Annotated in this window: 18 protein-coding genes and 1 pseudogene; 12 read left to right on the forward strand and 7 right to left on the reverse strand. The window is 61.6% G+C overall.

Annotated elements, in window-relative coordinates; translation table 11 throughout:
• The 5 genes from F4Z81_11840 to F4Z81_11860 form a co-directional block, all read left to right on the forward strand.
• On the forward strand, nt 1–322 hold a 322-nt coding region (locus F4Z81_11840; GenBank protein MXW05747.1), incomplete at its 5' end, for a DM13 domain-containing protein.
• 19 nt (nt 323–341) lie between these two features.
• On the forward strand, nt 342–1154 hold the full coding sequence (locus F4Z81_11845) for a hypothetical protein (GenBank protein ID MXW05748.1): 813 nt from the start codon (nt 342–344) through the stop codon (nt 1152–1154).
• 60 nt (nt 1155–1214) lie between these two features.
• Nucleotides 1215–1664, forward strand: coding sequence for a DUF3830 family protein (locus F4Z81_11850; protein MXW05749.1), 450 nt, complete (start codon nt 1215–1217; stop codon nt 1662–1664).
• Between the two features lie 192 nt (nt 1665–1856).
• Nucleotides 1857–2993: a c-type cytochrome gene (locus tag F4Z81_11855; protein MXW05750.1), complete on the forward strand. Its 1137-nt coding sequence runs from the start codon at nt 1857–1859 to the stop codon at nt 2991–2993.
• Nucleotides 2983–4674, forward strand: coding sequence for a hypothetical protein (locus tag F4Z81_11860; GenBank protein ID MXW05751.1), 1692 nt, complete (start codon nt 2983–2985; stop codon nt 4672–4674). The genes F4Z81_11855 and F4Z81_11860 overlap by 11 nt, the downstream gene beginning before the upstream one ends.
• Nucleotides 4675–4677: 3 nt before the next feature.
• Here F4Z81_11860 and F4Z81_11865 read toward each other — a convergent pair whose 3' ends face one another.
• Together F4Z81_11865 and F4Z81_11870 are read right to left on the reverse strand one after the other, a co-directional pair.
• Nucleotides 4678–5631: a hypothetical protein gene (locus F4Z81_11865; GenBank protein MXW05752.1), complete on the reverse strand. Its 954-nt coding sequence runs from the start codon at nt 5629–5631 to the stop codon at nt 4678–4680.
• Nucleotides 5632–5722: 91 nt separating this feature from the next.
• On the reverse strand, nt 5723–7183 hold the full coding sequence (locus F4Z81_11870; protein MXW05753.1) for a hypothetical protein: 1461 nt from the start codon (nt 7181–7183) through the stop codon (nt 5723–5725).
• 340 nt (nt 7184–7523) lie between these two features.
• On the opposite strand from F4Z81_11870, the gene F4Z81_11875 reads away from it, so the two are divergent.
• Nucleotides 7524–9008, forward strand: coding sequence for a hypothetical protein (locus F4Z81_11875; protein ID MXW05754.1), 1485 nt, complete (start codon nt 7524–7526; stop codon nt 9006–9008).
• Between the two features lie 31 nt (nt 9009–9039).
• On the opposite strand, the gene F4Z81_11880 is transcribed toward F4Z81_11875, so the two are convergent.
• Complete coding sequence (locus F4Z81_11880; protein ID MXW05755.1) at nt 9040–9246, reverse strand: hypothetical protein; 207 nt, start codon at nt 9244–9246, stop codon at nt 9040–9042.
• 261 nt (nt 9247–9507) lie between these two features.
• Between F4Z81_11880 and F4Z81_11885 the strand changes: the two genes are divergently transcribed.
• The 5 genes from F4Z81_11885 (at nt 9508) to F4Z81_11905 (ending at nt 15525) form a co-directional block, all read left to right on the forward strand.
• Nucleotides 9508–10797 (forward strand): serine hydroxymethyltransferase, encoded by a 1290-nt coding sequence (locus F4Z81_11885; GenBank protein ID MXW05756.1) that lies wholly within the window; start codon nt 9508–9510, stop codon nt 10795–10797.
• Nucleotides 10798–10931: 134 nt separating this feature from the next.
• A complete protein-coding gene (gene msrB / locus F4Z81_11890; GenBank protein ID MXW05757.1) occupies nt 10932–11450 on the forward strand; it encodes a peptide-methionine (R)-S-oxide reductase MsrB in 519 nt (172 codons plus the stop codon).
• A gap of 81 nt (nt 11451–11531) precedes the next feature.
• Nucleotides 11532–12665, forward strand: coding sequence for a galactonate dehydratase (gene dgoD, locus F4Z81_11895; GenBank protein MXW05758.1), 1134 nt, complete (start codon nt 11532–11534; stop codon nt 12663–12665).
• 91 nt (nt 12666–12756) lie between these two features.
• On the forward strand, nt 12757–14070 hold the full coding sequence (locus F4Z81_11900) for an N-acetylmuramoyl-L-alanine amidase (protein ID MXW05759.1): 1314 nt from the start codon (nt 12757–12759) through the stop codon (nt 14068–14070).
• Between the two features lie 87 nt (nt 14071–14157).
• Nucleotides 14158–15525: an alanine:cation symporter family protein gene (locus F4Z81_11905; protein MXW05760.1), complete on the forward strand. Its 1368-nt coding sequence runs from the start codon at nt 14158–14160 to the stop codon at nt 15523–15525.
• 384 nt (nt 15526–15909) lie between these two features.
• On the opposite strand, the gene F4Z81_11910 is transcribed toward F4Z81_11905, so the two are convergent.
• Nucleotides 15910–16239, reverse strand: coding sequence for a hypothetical protein (locus F4Z81_11910; GenBank protein ID MXW05761.1), 330 nt, complete (start codon nt 16237–16239; stop codon nt 15910–15912).
• A 266-nt stretch (nt 16240–16505) separates the two neighbouring features.
• Between F4Z81_11910 and F4Z81_11915 the strand changes: the two are divergent.
• Nucleotides 16506–18220: pseudogene (locus tag F4Z81_11915) on the forward strand (hypothetical protein).
• A 4-nt stretch (nt 18221–18224) separates the two neighbouring features.
• Here the strand turns inward: F4Z81_11915 and F4Z81_11920 are convergent.
• From F4Z81_11920 to F4Z81_11930, 3 genes are all read right to left on the reverse strand, one after another.
• Nucleotides 18225–20678, reverse strand: coding sequence for a tetratricopeptide repeat protein (locus F4Z81_11920; GenBank protein MXW05762.1), 2454 nt, complete (start codon nt 20676–20678; stop codon nt 18225–18227).
• 149 nt (nt 20679–20827) lie between these two features.
• Nucleotides 20828–21502 (reverse strand): ABC transporter ATP-binding protein, encoded by a 675-nt coding sequence (locus tag F4Z81_11925; GenBank protein MXW05763.1) that lies wholly within the window; start codon nt 21500–21502, stop codon nt 20828–20830.
• Between the two features lie 40 nt (nt 21503–21542).
• Nucleotides 21543–23924, reverse strand: a complete 2382-nt coding sequence (locus F4Z81_11930; protein ID MXW05764.1) for an FtsX-like permease family protein — start codon at nt 23922–23924, stop codon at nt 21543–21545.
• Nucleotides 23925–24033: the final 109 nt, after the last annotated feature.

Consider the following 24033-nt stretch of genomic DNA (forward strand, 5'->3'; position numbering starts at 1 on the left):
AAACGGGTACAGTTCTGGTGGATCGGTAACGCTAAGTGAAACCTCCGACGGCAAGCTCCGACTCAGCATTACAGGACTGTCAACGCCGGGCGGAGCGCCGGATGTTTATGTGGCCCTTTACACAAGTAGCAACATCAACTGGCCTAATGGTGGTTCTTTACCTTCCGGTGCCAAAGGATTTGGCGAAGTGTCACGGCAGTCGGGGAATAAATCCTGGACCTTTACTCCTGCCAGCGGAAAGAACATCAATTCATGGAGCCATCTGATCCTACACTGCAGACTGATCAACCGTGAAGTCGGAAGTGCATCTTTGGGCAACTGAATTGCGAAGGAGCAGTAGCGTGAACAGGTTCGTATCAGCCACATTGTTGGTTGCCGCTTTGATCTGCCATACTGCCACCGCCCACGCCGGTGGATGGACCCATCCCAGGGGGAAAGGCTACTTCAAGCTGAACGAGCAGTTGGTTAAGAGCGGTATGTATTTTCAGCCGTCCGGTCGCAAGGTAGACATCACGGACCTTAGCCGTTATACCACCAGCCTGTATGGTGAATACGGACTTGTAGACCGGTTGACGCTCGTTGGTTACATTCCCTTCTACCAGCGTATCAGCGAAGACCGGCACGGCTCCGAAACCAAGTCGGGAACGGGGGACTGGGAGCTTGGCGCCAGGATCGGGTTGCACGCCAACGGCCCAACGGTCCTGAGCATTCAAGTCATGGCCGGACTGCCGCTGGGAGATTCCTATACCGACCAGGAAGTCGGACTGTTTACGGGGGACGGTGAATTCAACCAATTGTTTATGCTCCAGGTCGGCCATTCCCTGTGGCCGACTCCGGGTTATCTTAAAGCCGAAATCGGCTTCAACAATCGTGAAAGCGATTACTCCGACGAATTGAGGTACGCCCTCGAAGCGGGTTTCATGGCCGGAGAGCGGGTCGGGTTCTCTGCCTGGGTTCGCGGAGTGAAAGCCCTCGGAAAAGCGGATGATGATGAATGGACCCGGAACGACCAGCAGTACGTGTCCTTCGGTCCTGAAATCAACTTATACATCACGGCCAACGCGGGGATCACCGCGGGCGTGACGAAATACACGAGCGCCCGCAATCTGCTGGACGCGCCTGCCTGGGACATCGGTGTTTTCTTCAAGTTGTAGTTCAGCTTGGAGTTTATAAGCCTTTGCCGTTACAGAACCAGCACAGGAAAGGACGTTACCGTGCCACGTACGATTCGCCTGACCTTTGTCGACGAAGACGTTTCCGTCGATGCCGAATTGCTCGAGGACGAAGCCCCGAGGACCTGCCAGGCGGTGTGGGACGCCCTGCCCCTGGAAGAGGAGGGCATCCACGCCGTGTATTCGGGCAGCGAGATCGCCTACTTCCTGTCCGAGGACATCGTCATCCCGCCCGAAAACCTGACGAGCCGTACATTGCCCGGTGATATCTGCTATTTCCGCCTGGAACCGGGCCTGATGCACGGTTGGATGGACGGCATCACCGAACTGTGCTGGTTCTACGGAAGGGACGGCCGCCCCAACATGCCGGGCGGCCCCGTCTCGGTAAACCTCTTTGCCCGGATGGTCGGGGACACCAGTGATTTCTACGCGGTGTGTTACCGGATTCGCCGGGAAGGGGCGAAACGCGTACGGATCGAACGTGTTGTTTGAATTCGAATCGCAAGAAACCGATCCCAAATCGGTCTAATATAACACACAGTCTGACATCATAAGCGTCTAACGGCTGGCGGAAATCCCTTCCGTCTGTCCGGCTCGCTGCGTGATTTGCGTCTTCCTGCCGGATCGGCAACTGCGGCCAGTCCGGCCAGCTCGTCCGACACTACCACGGAATCTTACACCGATATGCCAATACATTACAGATATCTGGCACTGCCGCTCTGTCTCATCGGTCTTATTCTGGCGCGTCCTGCCTTCGCCGACCAGGTAGACGGAACCACCCCTGTTGACGGGGCCGGATCATTAGACGGGGCCAAACTCTATGAACAGGCCTGCGCGGCCTGTCATGGATCGGATGGAAGGGGACGGCCGCTCGAGGAACGCGGTTTTGTCCTGGAGCTTCCGGACTTTACGGACTGTGAATTCGCTTCCCGCGAACCCGATCCCGACTGGCACGCCGTGATCCATGAAGGCGGGCCGGTGCGGGCCTTCGACCGCATGATGCCTGCCTTCGGGGATGCCCTGACGGACGAAGAGATCTATGCCATCCTCGGCCACGTCCGCACTTTTTGCACCAACGATAACTGGCCCCGCGGCGAATTCAACGTGCCTAAGCCCCTGTTTACCGAGAAGGCGTTTCCTGAAGACGAGACCGTATTCAACGTGAGGCTGGACACGGACGACAGCAAGGCCGTGGTCATCGAGCCCTTGTACGAGAAGCGATTCGGCCCCCGCGGCATGATCGAAGCGAAAGTGCCTTTCGGCCGGCGCCAGACCGGGGGAGACGACGGGGCGGAGATCGGCTTCGGCGACCTTACCGTGGGCTACCGGTATGCGCTCTACCACAATCTGGATCGTGGGAACGCCTTCAGCATCGGCGGCGAGGTCGTCCTGCCCACCGGCGATGAGGACGACGGTTTCGGTGCCGGCTCGACAAAGCTGGAGCCCCATGTTTCCTTCGTCCAGTTATTGCCCGGCGACGCATTTTTCCAGTCCCAGGTGCAGATGGACTTCGCCGTAACGGGGTCCGCACCGGACAAGGGTATTGTCCGCACCGCGATCGGCAGGACCTTCACGGAAGGCGAGTTCGGCCGGGCCTGGAGTCCCATGGTCGAGCTGCTCGCCTCACGCGAAACGGTTTCCGAAGCCGTCGTCACGCTCGACCTGGTACCTCAAATGCAGGTGGCTTTGAATACGCGTCAGCATATCCTCCTCAACGTAGGCGTGCGGGTACCGGTCGCCAACAGGCAGGACCGCAAGTCGCAGATCGTCATGTACCTGCTGTGGGACTGGTTCGACGGAGGATTCCGCGATGGCTGGTAGCACAGCGGGCAGGTTGTGGATGCGGCCGCGGGCGTACAGCGCGCAGATGCCACTCGGTCTCGCCTGGCTGGCGTTCGTCGGGTTGGCGTTCGTCGGGTTGGCGTGTGCATCCGTTGACGCACAATCAGTCGACACGCAATCGGTGGACCACAGCACCTTCGCCACTTCGGACCAGTGCATCGCCTGCCACAGCAATATCGTCGACGCGGACGGGCAGAACGTGTCCATCGGTCACGTCTGGCGCGGGTCCATGATGGCGCAATCCGCCCGGGACCCGTACTGGCAGGCATCCGTGCGGCGGGAGGTCACCGACCATCCGGGCGCGCGGGCCGAGATCGAGGACACCTGCTCGACCTGCCACATGCCCATGGCACGTGTGGTGGCGCGGGAGAACGGCGGACTCGGTGAGGTGTTCGCGCACCTCGAAGCCGCCCGGCGGGGCGAGGAAAGTGCGCTGCTCGCCATGGACGGGGTGTCCTGCACGACCTGCCACCAGATACGGCCCGATAATCTCGGCGAGGAATCGAGCTTCGACGGAAACTTCCTGATTCGGACGGAAGCCGGCGTCGACCCGCAGATATTTGGACCGTTTGAAGTGGACGACGGACTGACCCGGGTCATGCAGTCGGCCACGGGTTTCGTACCGGACAGTTCCACCCACGTCCAGCAGTCCGAGTTCTGCGCCACGTGCCACACCCTGTTTACGACGAGCCTGGACGCCGAGGGACGGGAAGTGGCCCGTTTCCCGGAACAGACGCCCTACCTGGAGTGGAGGCACAGCGCCTTCGCGGAGTCGGAAAGCTGCCAGTCCTGCCATATGCCGGAGTCCGCATCGGCTCCCATCTCGTCGGTACTTGGGGAGTACCGGGAGGGGGTCTCACAGCACGTGTTCCGTGGCGGCAACGCGTTCATGCTGCGTCTGCTGGACAAGTATCGCGATGAACTGCTCATAACCGCGCCGCCTGGCGATCTGCAGCGCGCCGCCGAGGCGACGCTGGAAAACCTGGAGACGGCGACCGCCCGGATGGAGGTGCTGGCCGTGTCCCGCGAAGAGGACCACGTCTCGATCGACATCGAAGTGACGAACCTGGCGGGCCACAAGCTGCCGACGGCCTACCCGTCGCGAAGGGCCTGGATCTACCTTACGGTACACAATGGGGCCGGCGAGCTGCTGTACGAATCCGGCGCCATGAATCCCGATGGGAGCATCGAGGGCAACGACAACGACGCGGACGCGTCCCGCTACGAACCGCACTACCAGGTGATCGACGATCCGGGCCAGGTACAGATCTATGAACCGATTATCGCGGATGGGTCGGGAAGGGTCACCACGGGCCTGCTTACGGCCGTCACCTACGCCAAGGACAACCGGTTGCTCCCCGAGGGTTTTGACCGGGAGACGGCCGACACCGCCATCATGGTGCACGGCCAGGCAGGGGAAGACACGGATTTCCGGGCCGGTAGCGACAGGATCCGGTACCGGGTCGAGGTCCCGGCCAGCGTACAACGCGTCGACGTCCGGGCGCGGCTCATGTTCCAGACGATCGGCTTCCGGTGGGCGCAGAACCTCGCCCCCTACGACGCCCATGAAACGAAGCGCTTCGTCTCCTACTACAACGAAAACGCCTCGACCTCGGCCGTCGTGCTCGCCGAGGCCATCCACCGCCAGGACCTGCCGTAGTTTCTACCGCCCTGCGTTCTCCAGATCCATCGGGTTCGACCACGCTTTCGTGCCGTCTGGCGCGATGATTTCAAATCTCACCCAGCGTGCGTTAGGCCGTAGGGTAAACGTGGCCTCTTCGAAGGTACTGCCGTCCTTTGGCCGGTGCTCCGTCCCGTAGGAATCGAACACGGCAATGATGCGCTGTGCCTCGGAGCAACGGATGCTCGCCTCAACGACGCGATTCCCGTCTCCCCGATCGTCGACCCGGCGAAGCCGGATATCCCGGATCTCGGGTCCCGAGCTTGCGTAGGCGCAGCCCCGTTCCAGCGCGTCGATGATGGCTTCCGCCGAACGTTCCCTGACCTTCACCATGTTCCAGCCCCCGTAGGTGTCCTTGTTATCCGATTCGAGGGCGTGGGAGTCGTCGTTGGACAGGGCCGGTATCGTGCGGCCGAGGAGGTCCATCCAGTCGTCCCAGTGCACGGAGGACTCCCCCCGTCCGGCGCAGCGGCAGGTGGTATTGAAAACTTCAATTCCGGCCAGGCCGTCCAGGGGAAGGGTATCCCGGAGGATGTTGACCGAGCTCCAGTGGGGGTGGGCGAGCCAGATCGAGCCGCCCTGCCGCCTGACTTCATTGATCACGTGCTGCGGCGGCATGCGCTTCGAGTCCATGTCTTCGTCGATGTTGTAGGCCAGGAAATGGTGGGTCTGGCCTCCGAAGGGGTTTTCCGGATGGATCTCAGCGCCCTGCACCAGCACGAAATCGTCCGGCGCGCTTACCGTATCGATCCGGGTGATCTTGTAGTGATCGGAGATACAGAGGAAGTCGTATCCCTGGTTGACGTAACCGTCCAGCCGCTCCTGGGGGGACGGTTTACCGTCGGAATTGGTGGTATGGGAATGGAGGTTGCCCTTGAGCCAGAAGTATCCGTCGTCATCGATGTCGAAGGGGCTGATCAGCCCGTCGCTCGCCATGGTGCTCTCCCGTGGTCTGGCGGTGATATGGTGTCGTTACGTCGTGAATGGAAACGCTGCTCATAACCTGGCCACGCGCGTCAGGCTGGCCTCAGCCCAGTTCTTCTGTGTACGTCCTGCCGAAGCGGTCCGTCGCCTCGACTACCACCTTCCCTGTGTCGGGTGACACGGGCGCGTAGAACAGGTGATTCGTGGGGACCGGATCCACCCAGGGACGGCGTTCGGGCAGGTCTGGCCCGCGGTGGATGGACTCCGACAGGGGATCGGTGCCCGGACGGCGGGCCATGGCGCCTCTCCGCATGCCGTCTTCGTACCATACGACCTGCCAATCAGGTTCCCAGTCCCAGATGTTCGCCACGATCTCGTCCGGCGCCCCCGGATCGGCGCCGCGGAGATAGACCCGCATCTGGTGGTCTTCACCCAGCCCCGTGGACTTGTATCGCCATCGGATATCCGAACCGTCGACCTCGTAGACGCCGTACCCGCTGGGCGTCCCGTCCCAGCAGATAGGCCCGCTCCACCAGGCGCCGCAGACCGTGCCCTGGACGATCTCGTGCACCCCGCCTTCGAAGATGTGCTCGTGTTCGTGCACGTGCCCGGAAAACACGTGGGCCCGGTAGGGCTCGAGCAGTTGGTACATGCGCTCGCGGTTCACGGTCGTGGACGAAATGGACGGACTGCTGTCGCCGGTCCGGATGTGGCGCGTGGTGTACTGGGGGATGTGGTTGAACACCGCCACGGTGCGGCCGGATTCCACCAGCGCAAGGTCCTGGGCGAGCCAGTTGAGCTGGTCGTCGGTCACGTAACCAATGTAGCCCTGGCCGTGCCAGAACACGTTGTCCAGCACGACGTAGTGGACTTCCCCCCGGTCGAAGGAATAGTAGTTGGGGCCGAAATGGCGGCAAAAGGTGCGGACGGATCCGTCGTCGGTCGGACCGAAGTCCAGGTCGTGGTTGCCGACAACCTGGAAGAAGGGCATGTCCATAAGGCCCACGCCCCGTTCATACTCGGGGTACAGGGTCAGGTCGTCGAACATGATATCCCCGCAACCCACGCCGAACAATCGGCGATCGGAGAGCGCGGCGGCGGTCTCCCGCACGTCGGGGACCGTCTCCGCGTGGAAGAGACCCATCTCGTAGGCGTCCTGGGTCTGGGGGTCGGAGAGGACCAGGAACCCGTGGCGTTCATCCGATCCGTCCAGGGCCGCGAGATCGAAGCGCGCGGCCATCTCCCCCGCCCCGTCCGCCGTGATCGGTCGGTAGAAGGAGGCCGTGCCGCTTGGGTTCTGCGCTATGGCGTATCCGTCGGGCGTGGAGATCGAAACGAAAGACTGTAGCGTATTGGAAACGAGTTCGAAGCGTCCGTCCGCGTCTGTTGACGTGACCGTCAACCCGTCCGTGACCGCGACCCCGGCCAGACTCGCGCGGCCGGCAGTGACCCGTCCGGAGACACGGACCGGGCGGACCGGACTGACTGGCTGCGTGCCGGCCGCCGCGTTGCTCCCGGTCTGCGGCGCGTAGGGGTCCGCCAGTACGGGAAAGGGCGCCGCCATCACCGCGGCCACGAAGGCCGCCTGCTTGAGGAAGGCGCGCCGGGTCAGGGCTTCCCGGTCTTTGGAACGGTTCGATGACTTGCCTGCTTCATCTAAAATTGCTTTAAGGCTGGGGTCCATCGGATAGCTTCCTTTCTGTCCGCAGGATCACAATCCATAAAACGCGCGGATGGCCGGTGGACCATCCACATCGTGAGTTAGGGAAGGTATGGGTTGATTATACAAAGTCGACACATGTTGAAACAGGATTTTGTGAACGAAATTCGCAGGTTGTGCCTGCGCTGCTGTTCCGGTATTAATGCTTGATGGGACGGCTTCGTGATCATATCATTTCAGTTCCATGAACGAAGCCGCGAAAGGTCCCGATTCCTCCGAATTCCTGTCCATCCCCGAACCTGCCGGAGTCTACGCGGAACCGTGGACCTGGAGGAAGTTCAGGCGCATGCTCGGTTTCTTCGGGCCCGCCGCGCTGGTGGCGTCCATGGCCGTGGGCGCGGGAGAGACCATTCTGGTCACGGGCGTAGGCGCCTGGGCGGAATACGGCCTGCTCTGGCTCATCCTGCTGAGCGTGCTGGTCAAGGGCGTCGCGGTGACGTACCTGCTGGGCCGTTTCACGGCGGTGAGCGGCCAGCCCTTCGGCCGGATGCTGGCCAAGTTGCCGGGTCCCCGCGGCTGGTTCATCATGACGCTGCTGACCATCGAGCTGCTCGCCTTGAGCATCGCCCTGACGGCGGTCGCCAAGCCCTGCGGCAATCTCGTCGTACACATTTTCTCGGATTCGCTGCCGGCCGGACCGACCGATACGTTCTGGGCGAACCTGGTCACGACCGGATTCCTGGGCCTGGCCATCGGGTTGAGCCTGCTGACGTCCTACGAGTTCCTGGAAAAACAGCAGATCATCATCTGCGGCGTCCTGGTCTCGGGTACCATCCTGGCCACGGTGATCGTCTGGCCCAGTCTGGGCGGTGTCCTCATCGGAACGCTGTCGATCGGAAACCTGCTCGCCGCCCCCGACTGGGCGCCAATCGCGGCCAGGAACGACTACTTCCTGAACCTGGTCACCGTTTTCGGCTACGTGGGAGGCACGTTGAGTACCTACCTGGCCTATTCCGGCTGGGTGGCGCAAAGGGGTTGGGGCCTGACGACTCATGCCGGGATGGAGCGGCTCGGCAGCCGGATCGACCACACACTGAAAATCAACTATCTGAAGGAGGACCCGTCGGAGACGCGGCGCATGCGCGTGCTGCTTACGCCGCTCAAGTGGGACGTGTCCATGGGCGCGATCGTACTCTTCATCGTCACCGCCGCCTTCATGATCGCCGGCGCGGTCGTGCTCTACCCGCGGCAGACGGTCCTCCCCGGCAACGCGTGGGACCTGCTCACGCGGCAGTCCTCCATCTGGGCGCAGATCCACGCCGCCCTCATCCCCGTGTACTACGTGGCCATCCTCGCGGCCCTGTGGGGAACCCTGGCCACCATACCGGAGGCCCTGACCCGGTTCGCCCATGAATTCCTGACGGCCGTCTGGCCCCGGTTCAAGTCCTATTCCTACCGCAGGCTGCAGACCTGGATCGTGATCTGGTTCTTCGTCTCTTCCGCCGCGGCGATCTGGAGCGACATCACCTTCGACCTGATCACGCAGATCGTGGCGCTTCTGGCGACCAACCTGGGAGTAGGTATCGTCTGCTGCGCGGCCGTCTACCTGAATTTCAAACTGCCCCCCGCATACCGCACCCGACCCGCCATGCTCGTCCTGGGCGTGCTCTCCACCGTGGTGCTCCTCTCGGCCTTCGTCGTCAGCGCCGCGGGCATGCTGCAGAAGTAGTGAGGCGCAAGACGATCGGCCTCCCGGACCATCAGGGCTTGAGGTAGTTCAGCAGATTGATGATCAATCCCGTCAGCACGACGATGGTCGTCAGTCCCGTACCGACCACCCACATTTTCGTTGCGACGTGTTTCTGGGCATCTTCGAGGGCGGACAGGCGATTGTCGATCTTGTTCAGGCGTTCTACGAGGAAATCCCAACGGGATGCCGGTACGTCAAATTGATCTTCCCCTGACATTTCAGCTCCTTCGCGGACTGCGTCTAGTGATCGTCGAAAGACTGGATGTAAAGGTTATAGTGCGGGATTACCTTAGACTCCTCGTAAAAACGTTGAAATACGGACAGAAATCCATGCCTCGATGTACCACGACATCGCGTCCCGACAGCGGTGCCGCACGGTGTTGGACGCATCCCTTTTCGCTTGCGACTCACGGCCGATTTGCTTAGTATAAACCCGTGAGTCGTGGGTTTTTTCGAAGGCCCGGGACAGGGAGTGAACATGCAGGACTTTACCGCGGTACAGCAACGAGACGAAGAACTGTACGGCCTGCTGGTGGCCGAGCGCGAACGCCAGCGGGACGGGATCGAACTCATCCCTTCGGAGAACTACGTCTCGCCGGCCATCCTGGAAGCCATGGGGTCCGTCCTGACCAACAAGTACTCTGAAGGATACCCGGGCAAGCGGTACTACGGCGGACAGCAGTACATCGACAAGATCGAGAACCTGGCGCGCCGGCGGGCGAAGGAACTCTTCGGCGCCGAGCACGTCAACGTCCAGTGTTACTCGGGCAGCCCGGCCAATACCGCGGTCATGTTCGGCCTGCTGGACTACGGCGACACGATCATGGGCATGAAGCTCGACCAGGGCGGCCACCTGACCCACGGGCTCCATGTCAACTACTCCGGCAAGTCCTATAACGTGGTCTCCTACGGGGTGCAACGGGAAACAGGCCGCATCGACATGGACGAGGTCCGCGACCTGGCCCTCGAGCACCGGCCGAAGCTGATCATCTCCGGGGCCACGGCCTACCCGCGGCAGTTCGACTTCGAGGCGTTCAAGGCCATCTCCGACGAGGTCGGGGCCGTGCCCATGGCCGATATCTCCCATATCTCCGGTCTCATCGTGGGGGGCGTCCATCCGAGTCCACTGCCCTTCACGGACGTCGTCACCACGACCACCCACAAGACGCTGCGGGGTCCGCGCAGCGCGATCATCATGTGTCACAAGAAATACGCGAAGGACATCGACCGGGCCGTGTTCCCCGGTCTGCAGGGCGGTCCCCACGATCACATCACGGCGGCCAAGGCGCTGACCTTCAAGGAGGCCATGAGGCCGGAGTTCAGGGACTATGCCCGACAGATCGTCGCCAACGCGAAGGCCCTGGCCGAGGCGCTGCTCGGGCACGGATTCGATCTCGTTTCCGGCGGGACCGACAACCACCTCGTATTGGTGGATCTGACCAACAAGGGCATCATCGGCAAAGACGCCGAAACCGCCCTCGACAAGGCCGGGCTGACCGTGAACAAGAACACGGTGCCCTTCGACACGCGGTCGCCCTTCAGCCCGAGCGGGATCCGCATCGGCACGCCCGCGGCCACGACGCGCGGGATGAAGGAACCTGAGATGAAGCAGCTCGCCGGATGGATCGACACGGCGATCGAGCACCACGGAGACGGCGAAAGACTCTCGTCGATCCATGACGAGGTCAGGGAACTCTGTGCCGGTTTCCCCGTCCCCGGGATTTCCACCTCCGGGGCGGCGCTCATGCAGGAGATCGGCACCGGCTAGCGCCCGGTTGGCAACAGCTGGCGCCCAGCTAGCCGAGGCCGACTGCAATCAGATCGTGACGGGGAGGTGGCGTCATGTACCGAATGATCGTAGCCGTAGCCGCTTTTGCCTTCGTAGCCGCATGCGATTCGGGCATGCCGAGACAGGACGAGGCGGTGGCCCAGGACAAGTCCGGCGACGTTGAGAAGGTGACCATTGTCGAGGTCGCTTCCGACGGAACGACGAAAGGAGCCGTTACGGTGGATAAAGTGGTCAGGACCAAAGAAGAATGGAAAGAGCGACTCACCGACGAGCAGTACTACGTCACCCGGGAGAAGGGCACGGAACGGGCCTTTACGGGCAAATACAACAAGCACTATGAAGACGGTGTCTACAAGTGCATCGGTTGCGGTACGCCGCTCTTCGCGTCCGGTACCAAGTACGAGTCCGGCACGGGCTGGCCCAGTTTCTACGAACCGGTCGCCGAAGAGAACATCGACGAGAAGATGGACCTCAGCTACGGCATGATCCGCACCGAGGTGTTGTGTAAGCGATGCGACGCCCACCTGGGCCACGTGTTTACCGACGGCCCGCAGCCAACAGGCCTGAGGTACTGCATGAACTCCGCTTCCCTGGACTTCGAGCCCGAGAAGAAGGCCCCGTCCGAGAAGTAGATCGCGGCCAGGAAACGAAATACAGGATCCCGGTCTCCCGGCCTCCGCTCTCACGGCAAGGAGCAGGAGCCTGCGTTACCCATGCGCATTTCCGATGTCAAAGTCTTCCCGGTCTGGGATGGCAACCGGAACTATCTCTTCGTCAAGGTAGAGACAGACGAGGGTATCTACGGGATCGGCGAAAGCGGCCTGACGTGGAGTGAACAGGCCGTCAAGGAGATCGTCCACGCCCTCCGCGACCGGATCGTCGGCCAGGATCCGGTGCGCAGGGAGCACCTCTGGCAGGTGATGTTCCGCGGCGGTTTCTTCCCCGGTGCCCACGCCCTTTCCGCCGCGGTCAGCGCCATCGATATCGCCCTCTGGGATATACACGGCAAATCACTCGGTGTGCCCGTCTACGAGTTGCTCGGCGGCCTGTGCCGGGACAAGGTAGTCTGCTATACCCACTGCGGCGGCGACGGTCCGTCCGGGGCACTGGTCGACCAGGCGCGGAGCAGGATGGAAGAGGGCTGGAAGTACATCCGGTGGGGGTTGCCCCACGAAGGCAGTGTACTGGAGCCCACCCGGGCGGTACGAACGGGCATCGCGCAGTTCCAGGCCCTCAGGGAAGCCCTGGGCGACGACGTCGAATTGATTTGCGATGTGCATACCCGTCTCGACCCGCCCGACGCGATCGCCTTCTGCCGCGCTGCCGAACCCTACCGTCCCTTTTTCATCGAAGATCCCCTGCGTTCCGAGAACAAGTCGTCCTACCGCATGCTCCGGCAGCACGTCGCCGTGCCCCTCGGCGTCGGCGAACACTTCACCAGTAAATGGGAATTCCGGGAACTGATCGAGGAAGATCTGATCAACTACGCCCGCACAGACCTCTGCCTGGTAGGCGGGCTGACCGAGGCGCGTAAAGTCGCGGGCTGGTGCGAGACCCACTACATCGACCTGGCGCCGCACAATCCCCTCGGCCCCGTGTCCACGGCGGCCTGCCTGCATCTGAGCCTGGCGACGTCGAACTTCGCCGTGCAGGAACTGCCCCGTCTGCCGGGCATGCTCCCGGAGGTCTTCCCCGTCCAGGTGGAGTGGAAAGAAGGCTACCTGCTGCCGCCTGTCCGGCCCGGCCTGGGGGTGGAGTTCGACGAAGAGGCCGCCGAACGACATCCGTATCGCCCGGCCCGGGGTCATATGCTGCAGCGCGAAGACGGATCTTTCACGAACTGGTAGTGTATTTCCTGAAAAAGCGGTACTAAACAAAACATATGTTTATTATCTTGCCTTCACGATGGCCCTGATCCCAAGGAAATACAGATCCCTCGTGCTGGTCCGCACGCCGGTCTGGCTCATCTGCCTGACCTTGCTCTGGTCCGTTTCTCCCGAATCGGAAGTCCTCGAGGCGGCCCCGGCGGCTTCAACGGGTCCAGCGTCCCCGGCGGTCCCGGCGAATCCGACGCCTTCGGCAGTCCTGACAGCCCCGCCTGCCCCGGTGACCCCGAAAATCGTCGACATTCAAAATCGCCTGCCCCGGTCCTTCAAGAAACGTCTCCGCAAATCCAGTCGTTTCATCGTAATTCACAGCACGGAATCGGGCTTGAGAAGTGCATTGAACACCGTTTCGCGCAGGGGGTATTCCAACTATCTCGTTGCCCGGAACGGGACTATTTACCGGATCCTGGACAAGAAGTACCGTTCGCACCACGCGGGCCTGAGCATGTGGAACGGGCTGAGGGACATCAGCAGCCATTCCATCGGCATCGAACTGGTGGGATACCACAACGACCCCTTTAGCGCGTCCCAGTACGATTCCCTGAAGTGGTTGATCGAAGTATTGCAGCGGGTGTACAAGATTCCCGACCACCACGTGCTGGAACACTACCGCGTCGCCTACGGCAGGCCGAACAGGTGGGTAAAACGGCTCCACCGCGGACGCAAGAAGGATCCCGGCGTTTTCAATTTCAGCCGGGACCGGGCCGGCCTGAACTCGAAAGATCCGCGCAACAGCATACTCTATGACCCGGACGTAAGGGCGGGCAGACTGATACCCGATCCTGACATCGATATTGCCAGAGTCCGCCTCGTAGACCGCGGGCGGTACGACATAGAAGTCGCCCAGTTGTCTGAAAACGTCATTACCCGGCACAACACGGCATGGCGCATCGCCCGCGGGCACTATGACGAGGCCTCGACGGTGTACCACTTCCCCAACGGGACCGTCATGCGGGGGAACCAGATCAGGAACTGGGACCGGATCCCGGTCGGGACGAAGGTCTATCTCAACCGTGATCGCACCGAAGATGTCCAGGCGGTCACCGCCGCCGTGCCCGTCATCGCCCAGGGAACCACGGCCTTCGACATCGCCGGCACCTCCTACCGGCGCACGGACACCTACTACATCTTTCCAACGGGCACGATAAAACACGGCAGGCAGGTCCGCCGATGGGACCGCATTCCGCCGGGGACGCGGGTGCTCGTCCGTTACAACGCGCCGGTCTCATTGACCAGTGCCGGCCGCCAGGCCGTACGACGGAACGATACCGTGTTCCTGGTGCCCCGCAGCGAAGTACTGGTCGCCGCCAACGTGCCGGATGCCTCCCGGCTTGCGGCCGGCACCCTGGTCTTCACCAGGAAATAGGTTCGACAGACCGCAGCGATTCATAAGACCGCCGCGATTCGACAAATTGCCGCAGTTCATCGCGACGCGCCACGGAGGAGGGGATTCATGGAAATGGTGGAACGGGGTATCGTCTTTTTCGCCGATACCGCCTGGTCGTACCTGCTGTACCTGCTGATCGGCGGCGGCCTTTTTCTCCTGCTATATTCCCGCTTCCTGCCGCTTAGACATTTCAAGCACTCCATTGAAATCATCCGAGGGAAATACGACGACCCGAACGAACCCGGCGACATCACGCATTTCCAGGCGCTGGTCAGCGCCCTCGCGGCCACCATCGGCATGGGCAACATCTCCGGCGTGGCCGTCGCCATCGCGGTCGGCGGGCCGGGCGCCATGTTCTGGATGTGGGTCAGCGCCCTCGTGGGCATCGCGACCAAGTTCTTCACCTGCTCCCTGGCCATCATGTACCGGGGCACGGACAGCGCCGGCAAGACGCAGGGCGGGCCGATGTACGTCGTCCAGGAGGGACTGGGCAGGACCTGGAAGCCCCTGGCCGTTTTCTTCGCCGTGGTCGCGGTGATCGGATGTCTGCCGTTGTTCCAGGTCAACCAGCTGGTGCAGATCATGCGCGACGTGATCTTCACACCCATGGGCGTGGTCGGCGAAGATCATTTCTGGTTCGACCTCACGGCCGGCGTCGTGCTGGTGTTGCTCGTTGGCACCGTCATATTCGGCGGCATCACCCGGATCGCAGACGTCGCCTCCCGCGTCGTCCCGGCCATGGTCATCCTGTACATGTTTTGCGCCCTGTGGATCATCGCGGCGAACTTTACGGATGTTCCGCGGTACCTCATGCTGATTGTCACCGACGCCTTCACGGGAGAAGCCGCGGCGGGCGGTGCCGTGGGCGCGGTCATCATGACCGGCGTGCGTCGCGCCGCCTTCTCGAACGAAGCGGGCATCGGCACCGAATCCCTCGTCCACGGCGCGACGAAGACTCGGGAACCGACGCGCGAGGGCCTGGTGGCCATGCTGGAGCCCGTCATCGACACCATGATCGTGTGTACCTGCACGGCCCTCGTGATCATGATGACCGGGGTATGGCAGACGACTTCCGACAACGGCGTGACGCTGACGGCCAACGCCTTCGAATCCGCCATGCCGGGTTTCGGCTCCTACATGCTGATCGTGTGCGTGCTCTTCTTCAGCACCAGTACGATATTCACCTATTCCTACTATGGAACGAAGTGCCTCGGCTTCCTGATCGGGGCCCGGTGGCAGTTTCTGTACAACTACTTTTACGTAGGCTGCATCATCGCCGCCTCGGTGGCTTCGCTGGATACCGCCATCAGCATGATCGACGGCACGTTCGCCCTGATGGCCATCCCCACCATGCTCTCGGCCCTGCTCCTGTCGCCCAAAGTGATGGCGGCGATGCGGGACTACCGCCGGCGACATCAGCTGGGCTCGGGGTAGCCGGCGACTATTCAGACTCACCCAACCGTACGTTCAGAAGGGACGAACACCCATGACGTGGCCCGTTCTACATCACTACGACCAGGATCATCTCGCGCGCATCGCCCTGCCCCTGGGCGGCATCGGCACCGGTACGGTTTCCCTAGGCGGTCGGGGCGATCTCCGGGACTGGGAGCTGATGAATCGCCCGGCCAAGGGGTTCATACCCGGCCGGGACAATCGGTGTCCGCCTTCGTTCGTACTGTATGCACGGCCAGACGGCGGGACCGAGGTGACCCGCCTGCTCGAAGGCCCCCTGGAATACTTCGAATACGAAGGCGCGAGCGGGAGCCCCACGGCCAATCACGGCCTGCCTCGCTTCTCCCGGTGTACCTTCGACGCTGCCTACCCCTTCGGCCGGGTCCATCTGTCCGACGATGACGTGCCGGTCGACGTGCGGCTTGAGGCGTTCAATCCCCTCATCCCCTGCGACGCCGACCGCAGCGGACTGCCCGTGGCGGTCCTCCGGTACGTGCTGGCCAACCAGACCGACGTTCCCGTTTCGGCGGCCGTGTGCGGCTCGATTCCCAATTTCATCGGCATGGACGGCACGGACGGGGCCTGCCGCGAAAACCGGAACCGTTTCCGCGCGGGCGACGGGTACCGCGGGTTGTTCATGGCCTCGAAGGGCGTGGATCGGGAGGCCGCGCAGTGGGGCACAATGGCGCTGGCCACTACGGCGGAGACGGTCAGCTACCGCACTGCCTGGCGGGAGGCCGGCTGGGGCACGCCGCTGCTCGACTTCTGGGACGAATTCAGCGCCGGCGGTGTGCTAACTGATAGGGAAGCCGGCAACAACGACCGCCCCATGGCCTCATTATCAGCCCGCATCGACCTGGCGCCGGGCGAAACATCCAGCGTGACCTTCGTGCTGGCCTGGCACTTCCCCAACCGCTATACCTGGACGCCCGCGACGAAGGAGGACCTGACGGTGGGCGGCGATACGGAGACCGCCGAAGAAGACACCTGCTGCGAGGAAGGTGAGGGATGTTGCGAGGACAGCGAGGACTGTTGCGACGGCGGCGGCAACAGCAGTGGTGATTGCTGCGACGACGGAAGTGCCTGCTGCGACACGGGCGACCGGATCGGAAACTACTATTCGACGCGGTTCGAGGACGCCTGGGAAGTGGTGGAGCAGGTCGTGCCCGATCTGGACATCCTGGAAGCGGACACGCTCCGGTTCGTCGAGGCGTTCAGCGGCTCGGACCTGCCGAAGGTCGTCAAGGAAGCGGCCCTGTTCAACCTGAGCACCCTGCGCAGCCAGACCTGTTTCCGCACGCCCGACGGCCGGTTCTACGGCTGGGAGGGCTGCCACGACGCGGCGGGGTGCTGCCTGGGCTCCTGCACCCACGTCTGGAACTACGAACAGTCCACAGCCTTCCTCTTCGGCGATCTGGCACAGACCATGCGCGAAGTGGAATTCGCCCACGCCACCGGCGAAAACGGGCTGATGAGCTTCCGCGTCTGGCTGCCCCTGGCGCGGGCCCGAAGTTTCAATCGCGCGGCGGCGGACGGCCAGATGGGCTGCGTCATGAAGATGTACCGCGAGTGGCAACTTTCGGGCGACGACGAGCGGCTGCGGGCGCTGTGGCCCGATGTGAAGAAGTCGCTGGCCTTCTGCTGGTTACCGGGCGGATGGGACGCCGACCGCGACGGTGTCATGGAAGGCTGCCAGCACAACACCATGGACGTGGAGTACTTCGGGCCCAATCCCCAGATGGAGTTCTGGTACCTGGGCGCACTGCGCGCCGCGGAAGAGATGGCCCGCTACCTGGGGGACGACGACTTCGCCGGGGAATGCCGGGACCTGTACGAGCGCGGCAGCAAGTGGACCGACGCGCATCTCTTCAACGGCGACTACTACGAACACGAGATCCGGACGCCGCGAAGCGCGGAGGATATCGCGGAAGGACTGACCGTCGGCATGGGGCCGAAGGACCTGTCGAACCCGGACTACCAGCTCGGTCCGGGCTGCCTGGTGGACCAGCTCGTCGGCCAGTACATGGCCCATGTCTGCGGCCTGGGATACCTGGCGGATTCCGGCAAGATCCGCAGGTCCCACGAGAGCATCCTGGCGTACAACAGGCTGGAGGGCTTCCAGCGCCACACCAACGTCATGCGGTCCTATGTCCTTGGCGACGAGTCGGCGCTGCTCATGGCGTCCTACCCGAAGGACCGCCCCGACAACCCCTTCTCCTACTTCACCGAGGTCATGACCGGATTCGAGTACACCGCGGCCATCGGCATGATCTACGAGGGCATGGTCGATGAAGGCCTGGCCTGCATCCAGGATATCCGCAACCGGTACGACGGCCGGCGGCGCAATCCCTTCGACGAGGCCGAGTGCGGACATCACTACGCCCGGGCCATGGCCGCCTGGGCCGCCCACCTCGCCCTGACCGGCTTTCATTACTCGGCAGTTACGAAGACCATGACTCTGACCGACCAGCCGGGCCGGTATTTCTGGTCGACCGGATATGCGTGGGGTATGTGCGCGGTGTCGCGGAACGGTGAAGGACTAACGGCCGAACTGAGCGTCCTCCACGGTGCGCTCAGGCTGTCACGGCTGCGACTGGGGGATTCGGGCGAGGCGGCGTTCGATCCGATGCTTGAATTGGCGGCGGGTGAAGAGCAGGCCGTCCTGATCCAGTGTTAGCGGCCTACGGCTCCACCACCATGAAGTTGACGGATTTGGAGACGGAAGCGTCTCCGTAGCGGTCCGTCAGCGTTACGGTGAGCACGTACTCCCCGGCTTCAAGGTCCGTGGTGTCCAGGGTCGTGTATTCCGCCTCTTCCTCCGAACTACCTTCTCCTTCGAAGAACGAGATGACCGTCTGCATGTCTCCGGGACTTCTCGCCCTCCGGTTTCGAAGGGCGGGCATGCCCTTCGGCGTGATCTCGTACAGCGTCTCGTAGGAAGTCCGTCTGCCCTCGTCCATCTTCAGGTTGTACACCTCGTAGTACACGTATACCAGGTGTCCTTGTGGGTACAGTCGCCCCGGATTGGGCACGGCGTTCAGTCCCCTGCGCACGAAGGGACCGGGACCTGTTGCGGGCGTAATCTCAGTGGAAAGCTTGAGATCGCTGATGAGCAGGCCGCCGCCGCTGTAGTCCGAGAAAGACACCGGCTTCTTGTAAACCCCGACACGCTTCGTGGCTTCGTCGCGCATTTCCACGGCGGCCGTGAACACGCCCGATGGCGTCGTCAGATTCGCGGCCAGTGTAAAGGCTGCTCCCTGAAGCTCCCGGTTGCCCGCCTGCCGTTCGGGCCGGTCTATGGGTCCGAATCTGTACGCGCGGGAAAGGGCCGGCGTCTGCAACGAATCGCGCAGGGCGACCAGATTGTTCAGCCAGGTCCGGTCTCCTTTTTCGTCGGTGATGTCGCCGAACTGCCAGACCGGAATGCTGTAGGTGAGATCCACTTCGGTTGATCCGCCTTCGCCACGGAAGGACACCGCGTCGAAGGCAAACTCCAGGAGTTCACCACCGAAGTCATGGGTGTAGACCTCGGGACTGCGGGCGATCAGTTCGGTTGCGCGTTGACGGGGGTGGAACCGGTCCTGTCGGACCATATCACTTGTGAAATTGCTGACGGTCTTGAGCGGATAGTCGAATTTCCCATCCTTCAACATGTCCACGAAGAACAGTTCCAGGTCGTGCGGGACATATACCCAGCTTTCCACCACGTAGCCGGGCTGGGTCTCCATCTCGCTTCGCGCGACGAGCCAGGCCGCTTCCACGCGGTTCACCGACCGTTCCATCATGGGCAGTGGCGACTCGCTGTCATGAAGCTGCAGCCTGTAGCCGGTCAGGAGGTTCTTTTCGCGAATCGCGTCTACGGCCGGGTTTCCGGTAAGCATGTGGGGGATGTCCGGATCTTCATAATGGCGAAACACGAAGCGCCGCCGGTCGTCAGGCGCGCCGTAGCGGATGTACATCTCACCGCGGCGGTCATAGGGTTGCTGCCCCTCGGAGAAATGAACCCTGGCGTACATGACGCGGCGGTAGTGCTCGACCAGGCGTTCGTTCTCTGCCGTAGCCGGGTTCGAGTCCCGCTCGTTCCAGAAGGCGCGCCACAGGGATTCGCGTTCTGGTCCGGTCGCCGACTCCCAGGCCTGCAGTTCCTCTTGCGGTGCGACGTGGCGCAGGTCCCTGTATACCGCCCGTTCATCCGCGTCCAGCATGGCGACATAGTCTTCCAGGGCCTCGTACAGTTGCCCGGACTGTGCTTCGGCTCCAAGGGACAGCACTTCGAATTGCGCCAGCATGGTACGGATTCTGGTCGGCACGTCCTCACCCAGTTGCAATATCAGCCCTCTCAGTTGCTTTACCCCGTAATCGTATCGTTCGGAACGATGATTCACGTCGGCGAAACGCAGCAGTGATTCGTTGTGATCCGGATTGACGCGGTATTGATACATATACGCGGCGATCGCTTTTTCGTGTTCCGGCTCGGGCGGACTGTCATAGCAGCGGCCGAGCTGGAAGTAGGCGTCAGGATGGGAGGGGTTCAGTTCCACGGTTTTCTGGAAAAACCTTCTCCCGTCCTTATCGCTGCCGATCAACCTGCTCGTCCGGACCTGGTCCATGTAGGTCATGCCCAGGTAGTAGAGAATATCCGCGTTATCGGGCTCTGCCTCGAGGGCTTTCCGCAGGGCTTTGCGGGCGTCGAGCCGCCGATTGGACAAGCGCATGAATACCATGGCCATGCCGACGTGACCGGGCGCCCAATTCTTGTCCAGCTGGGTGGCCCGCCTGAACGCTTTCAACGCTTCGTCATCGTTCCCGAGGGCCAACCAGGCCATGCCGAGCCAGGAACGAGCCGGCGCCGATCTTCCCTCGTCACGCACCGCCTGTTGGAGGAGGGGCAGGGCTTCGTCGAATCGACCCTGTTGGTAAAGGGATTTGCCGGTTTCCAGGGGGGATTCCAGGGGGGAAGTGCTTTCAACGGCTGCGGACTGGCCGGCATCGGGCTGTGATGCAGCTTCCAGCGTCATCACACCCGCGGCAATCATCAGCAGTAAGTGACGAGCAATCAATTTCGTACCTCCTTCAGAATGGGTACGAGTGCGCCGTTTGTAATTTAAGTTAACGCAGGACGGACCGAACATCAATAGGGTGATACCCTACTTTACTCAAGTAGGGCATCCTGAAGTCAACAACGATGCCGGGGAGGCGAATTGAATATCCAGGAGAGTAGGACGCTGCCGGGGGATGCTGAGAAGGCGCTCGATTCATTTCGGGCGCCTTTTCTATTTGGGGCCTACGCCGCGGCTTCCTGCACGATGCGCCCGTCGAAGAGACGGATGATCCGGTGGGCGTGGTTGGCCAGCGTCTGGTCGTGGGTCACCATGATGATGGTCGTGCCCGCCTCGTTGAGGCCGCTTAGCAGTTCCATCACCTCGGCGCCGTTGGCCGAGTCCAGGTTACCCGTCGGCTCATCGGCCAGGATCAGCTTCGGATTGCCGATGACCGCCCGCGCCACGGCCACGCGCTGCTGCTGGCCGCCGGAGAGCTGCTGCGGGAAGTGGTTCCGGCGGTGGGGGATCTGCATGTGCTCCATGGCCGCGTCCACCCGCTCCTTGCGTGCCTGCTTGGACGTGCCCAGGTAGATCAGCGGCAGCTCGATGTTCTCGTAGACCGTGAGTTCGTCGATCAGGTTGAAGCTCTGGAAGACGAAGCCGATGTTGGCCTTGCGCAGGTTGGCCCGCTGCCGCTCGGAGTGGCCGGATACTTCCTGGTCCAGGAAATAGTACTCCCCGCCCGAGGGGTTGTCGAGGAGTCCGAGGATGTTGAGCAGAGTGGACTTTCCGCAGCCCGACGGTCCCATGACCGCCACGAACTCGCCCTGGTCCACGGCCATGGTCACGTCGTTCAGCGCCGTCGTCTCCACCTCTTCCGTCGTGTAGAGCTTATTGAGGTTGCTGGTCGTTATCATCATATGCCCCTTTGCGATTCAGATCGGTACTCACCGCTTCTCAATCGTTCATCAACGACTCCACCAGCGGACTCGCGTTTTTCCTCCAAACCTGAAAGGCCACCGTGCCCAGCACGAGTACCAGGGCCGCGGAACCAGCCAGTACGAACTCACCGACGCCCAATGCGGCATTGAACTGGTACATCCCTAGCCAGAAACTCAGCAGCAGATAGGCGGGCGGGCAAGCCAGCAGGACCGCGATCGCCAGGGGCAGCACGAACTGCCTGCCGATCAGCGCCGTCGTGTTGGACGTAGATGCGCCCAGCACCCTTCGGATACCGATTTCCTTCGTTCTCCTGTTGATGTTCAACAGGCTCAGGCTGTAAACGCCCAGCAGGGCGACTGACAGCGTGATAATGGAGATGTAAAACGCTATGTCTCCCAGCAACCGTTCTCTTTGATAGAACCGGCCGATATCGTCTTCCAGGTAGTAGTACTCAAAGGGCAATCCCCCGGAGTATTGCTCCCAGACCGATTTGACGGTCGACAGGGTCTGCGGCAATCCCTCCGGCCGCGTTCTGATCAGGAGAAACCGGATCCTGTCGGGCGCAAGACGCAGAACCACCGGCTCCAGTTCGTATTGCAACGACCGGTAATGGTAATCCTCCATCACGCCGATCACGCGGGCATCGTCAACGGGAATAGCCTCTCCGATCGGATCTTCCCACCCCATTTCCCTTACCAGCGCTTCATTGACGATTACGCCTTCGGTCTCATCCATGGCGTGTGTTCTTGAAAAGTCGCGTCCTTCCGCCAACGCTATGCCCAAGGTGGACAGATAGTCATAATCCACGAGGTACTCGTAGGCCGAAAACTGCTTGCCAGACCTGTCGGTATGACCTATCTGCCCCAACCCTCTCATCGGTCCGAATGAGCTCGACGCCGCCGAGATATGGGTGATCTGGGGGTAGTCGTCCAGCGCCTCTCTCATGGGCCCGAGCATCCCGGAATCGGGCATGCTTACGACAAGCACATTGGTCGCGTCGAAGCCGAGATCCTGGTCGGCGAAGTATTGAAGCTGACGAAGTATGGTAAGCAGGCAGATCATCAGGAAGATCGAAAGCGTGAACTGCATGGTGATAAGCACTCTGCTCAAGATCGTCAATGTTCCGGCCTTTACATGATGCGCCAGGATGGAGGTGGGATCGAGGCGGGACATGTAGAGCGCGGGATAGCTTCCGGATATGAGGACGACCAGACCCGTAAGGCCGATCAGCGCCAGGAGCGTCGAAGCATTGTCGAAGTAATCGATTTTGAGATCTTTGGCGAACAGGCCGTTGAATCCTGGAAGGAGCAGATGGGCTAACGACAAGCCCAGTAGCAGCGCGGCCACACCCACCAGCAACGCCTCCCCCCAGAACTGGCCGATAAGCTGAGCGCGGGTTCCGCCCAGCGTCTTGCGCACGCCGACTTCCTTTCCGCGAAGCGCCGACCTGCCCAGCGTCACGTTGATGAAGTTGATACACGCGATGAACAGAAGGAGGAAGCCGAGCGTTCCCAGCACATACGAAACCACAATATCGCTCTTTGGAAAGAGGTCGAACAGTATCGAAGAATCCAGATAGATGCCGGCCAACGGCTGAAGTCGCATTACGCTGGCATCTATCCCACGAAACCTGGGGAGGTGCTTTTCAACGAAGTCCGGAAACTGGGTCTCCAGGGTCCCGGCGACTTCCGGGCTGGTCAATTCGACTAAGGTAGCAGCAATAGACTGACTCCAGTTCCGATTCCAGTTGCCGTCGGCCCCCGTCAGGATCTTCATTGAAATTAGAAAATCGAACTGAAAAATGGTATTGGCAGGAACGCGAACCACGCCGGCCACCAGGTGTTTCCGGTCGTCCATGGTCAGCCATTTTCCTACGGGGTCAGCGTCTCCGAAGTACTTCTCTGCGGATTTCTCATTCAGTACCACCTGGGATCTGCTTTCGAGGGCGCCTTCGAGATAGCCGGCAACGGCCTGAAAGGTGAGTATTTCGAAAAACCCGGGGTCGGCATAAAAAACCGTTTCTTCGCGGATGGTCACGTTTTCGTAACTCACCAGAACCGGTCCGGTATTGGCATATCGGACGGATCGGACGATGCCCGCATATGCGTCTTCCAACGCCGGCGCGAGGGGAACGGCCGTAATCCCGATCGTCCGATACTCCCCCATGAAGGCCGTTTGGGTGACACGAAAGACGTTGGCGCCATTTTCATGGAAACCGTCATAACTCAGTTCCTGCCGGACGAGCAGGAAGATCAGGATGCACAAGGCCATGGCTACGGACAGTCCGAATATATTGATGATGCTGTGCCCTTTACTCCGCATGATGTTTCGTAGGGCTGTTTTCAAGTAGTTTCCGATCATCGTTCCGCTCCTTCGTTCCGCTCCTTCCAGTTCCATTCAGGTCGCTATCAAAAGGAAAGCCGGTGATCTGCGGTCATTCAGCCGCCCCCGAGCGTACCTGCGATCGTGTCTTCTACCTTCCAAACAATAGGAAGATCAGACCAAA

The sequence above is a fragment of the Gemmatimonadota bacterium genome, assembly GCA_009835325.1.
Classification (GTDB): Bacteria; JAAXHH01; JAAXHH01; order JAAXHH01; family JAAXHH01; genus JAAXHH01.

Excerpts from the sequence above, each read along its gene's own strand:
- F4Z81_11855 (MXW05750.1), top strand. The coding sequence starts at position 1,857 with ATGCCAATACATTACAGATATCTGGCACTGCCGCTCTGTCTCATCGGT.
- F4Z81_11860 (MXW05751.1), top strand. The coding sequence starts at position 2,983 with ATGGCTGGTAGCACAGCGGGCAGGTTGTGGATGCGGCCGCGGGCGTAC.
- F4Z81_11865 (MXW05752.1), bottom strand. The coding sequence starts at position 5,631 with ATGGCGAGCGACGGGCTGATCAGCCCCTTCGACATCGATGACGACGGA.
- F4Z81_11870 (MXW05753.1), bottom strand. The coding sequence starts at position 7,183 with ATGGCGGCGCCCTTTCCCGTACTGGCGGACCCCTACGCGCCGCAGACC.
- F4Z81_11875 (MXW05754.1), top strand. The coding sequence starts at position 7,524 with ATGAACGAAGCCGCGAAAGGTCCCGATTCCTCCGAATTCCTGTCCATC.
- F4Z81_11880 (MXW05755.1), bottom strand. The coding sequence starts at position 9,246 with ATGTCAGGGGAAGATCAATTTGACGTACCGGCATCCCGTTGGGATTTC.
- F4Z81_11885 (MXW05756.1), top strand. The coding sequence starts at position 9,508 with ATGCAGGACTTTACCGCGGTACAGCAACGAGACGAAGAACTGTACGGC.
- msrB (MXW05757.1), top strand. The coding sequence starts at position 10,932 with ATGCCGAGACAGGACGAGGCGGTGGCCCAGGACAAGTCCGGCGACGTT.
- dgoD (MXW05758.1), top strand. The coding sequence starts at position 11,532 with ATGCGCATTTCCGATGTCAAAGTCTTCCCGGTCTGGGATGGCAACCGG.
- F4Z81_11905 (MXW05760.1), top strand. The coding sequence starts at position 14,158 with ATGGAAATGGTGGAACGGGGTATCGTCTTTTTCGCCGATACCGCCTGG.
- F4Z81_11925 (MXW05763.1), bottom strand. The coding sequence starts at position 21,502 with ATGATAACGACCAGCAACCTCAATAAGCTCTACACGACGGAAGAGGTG.
- F4Z81_11930 (MXW05764.1), bottom strand. The coding sequence starts at position 23,924 with ATGGAACTGGAAGGAGCGGAACGAAGGAGCGGAACGATGATCGGAAAC.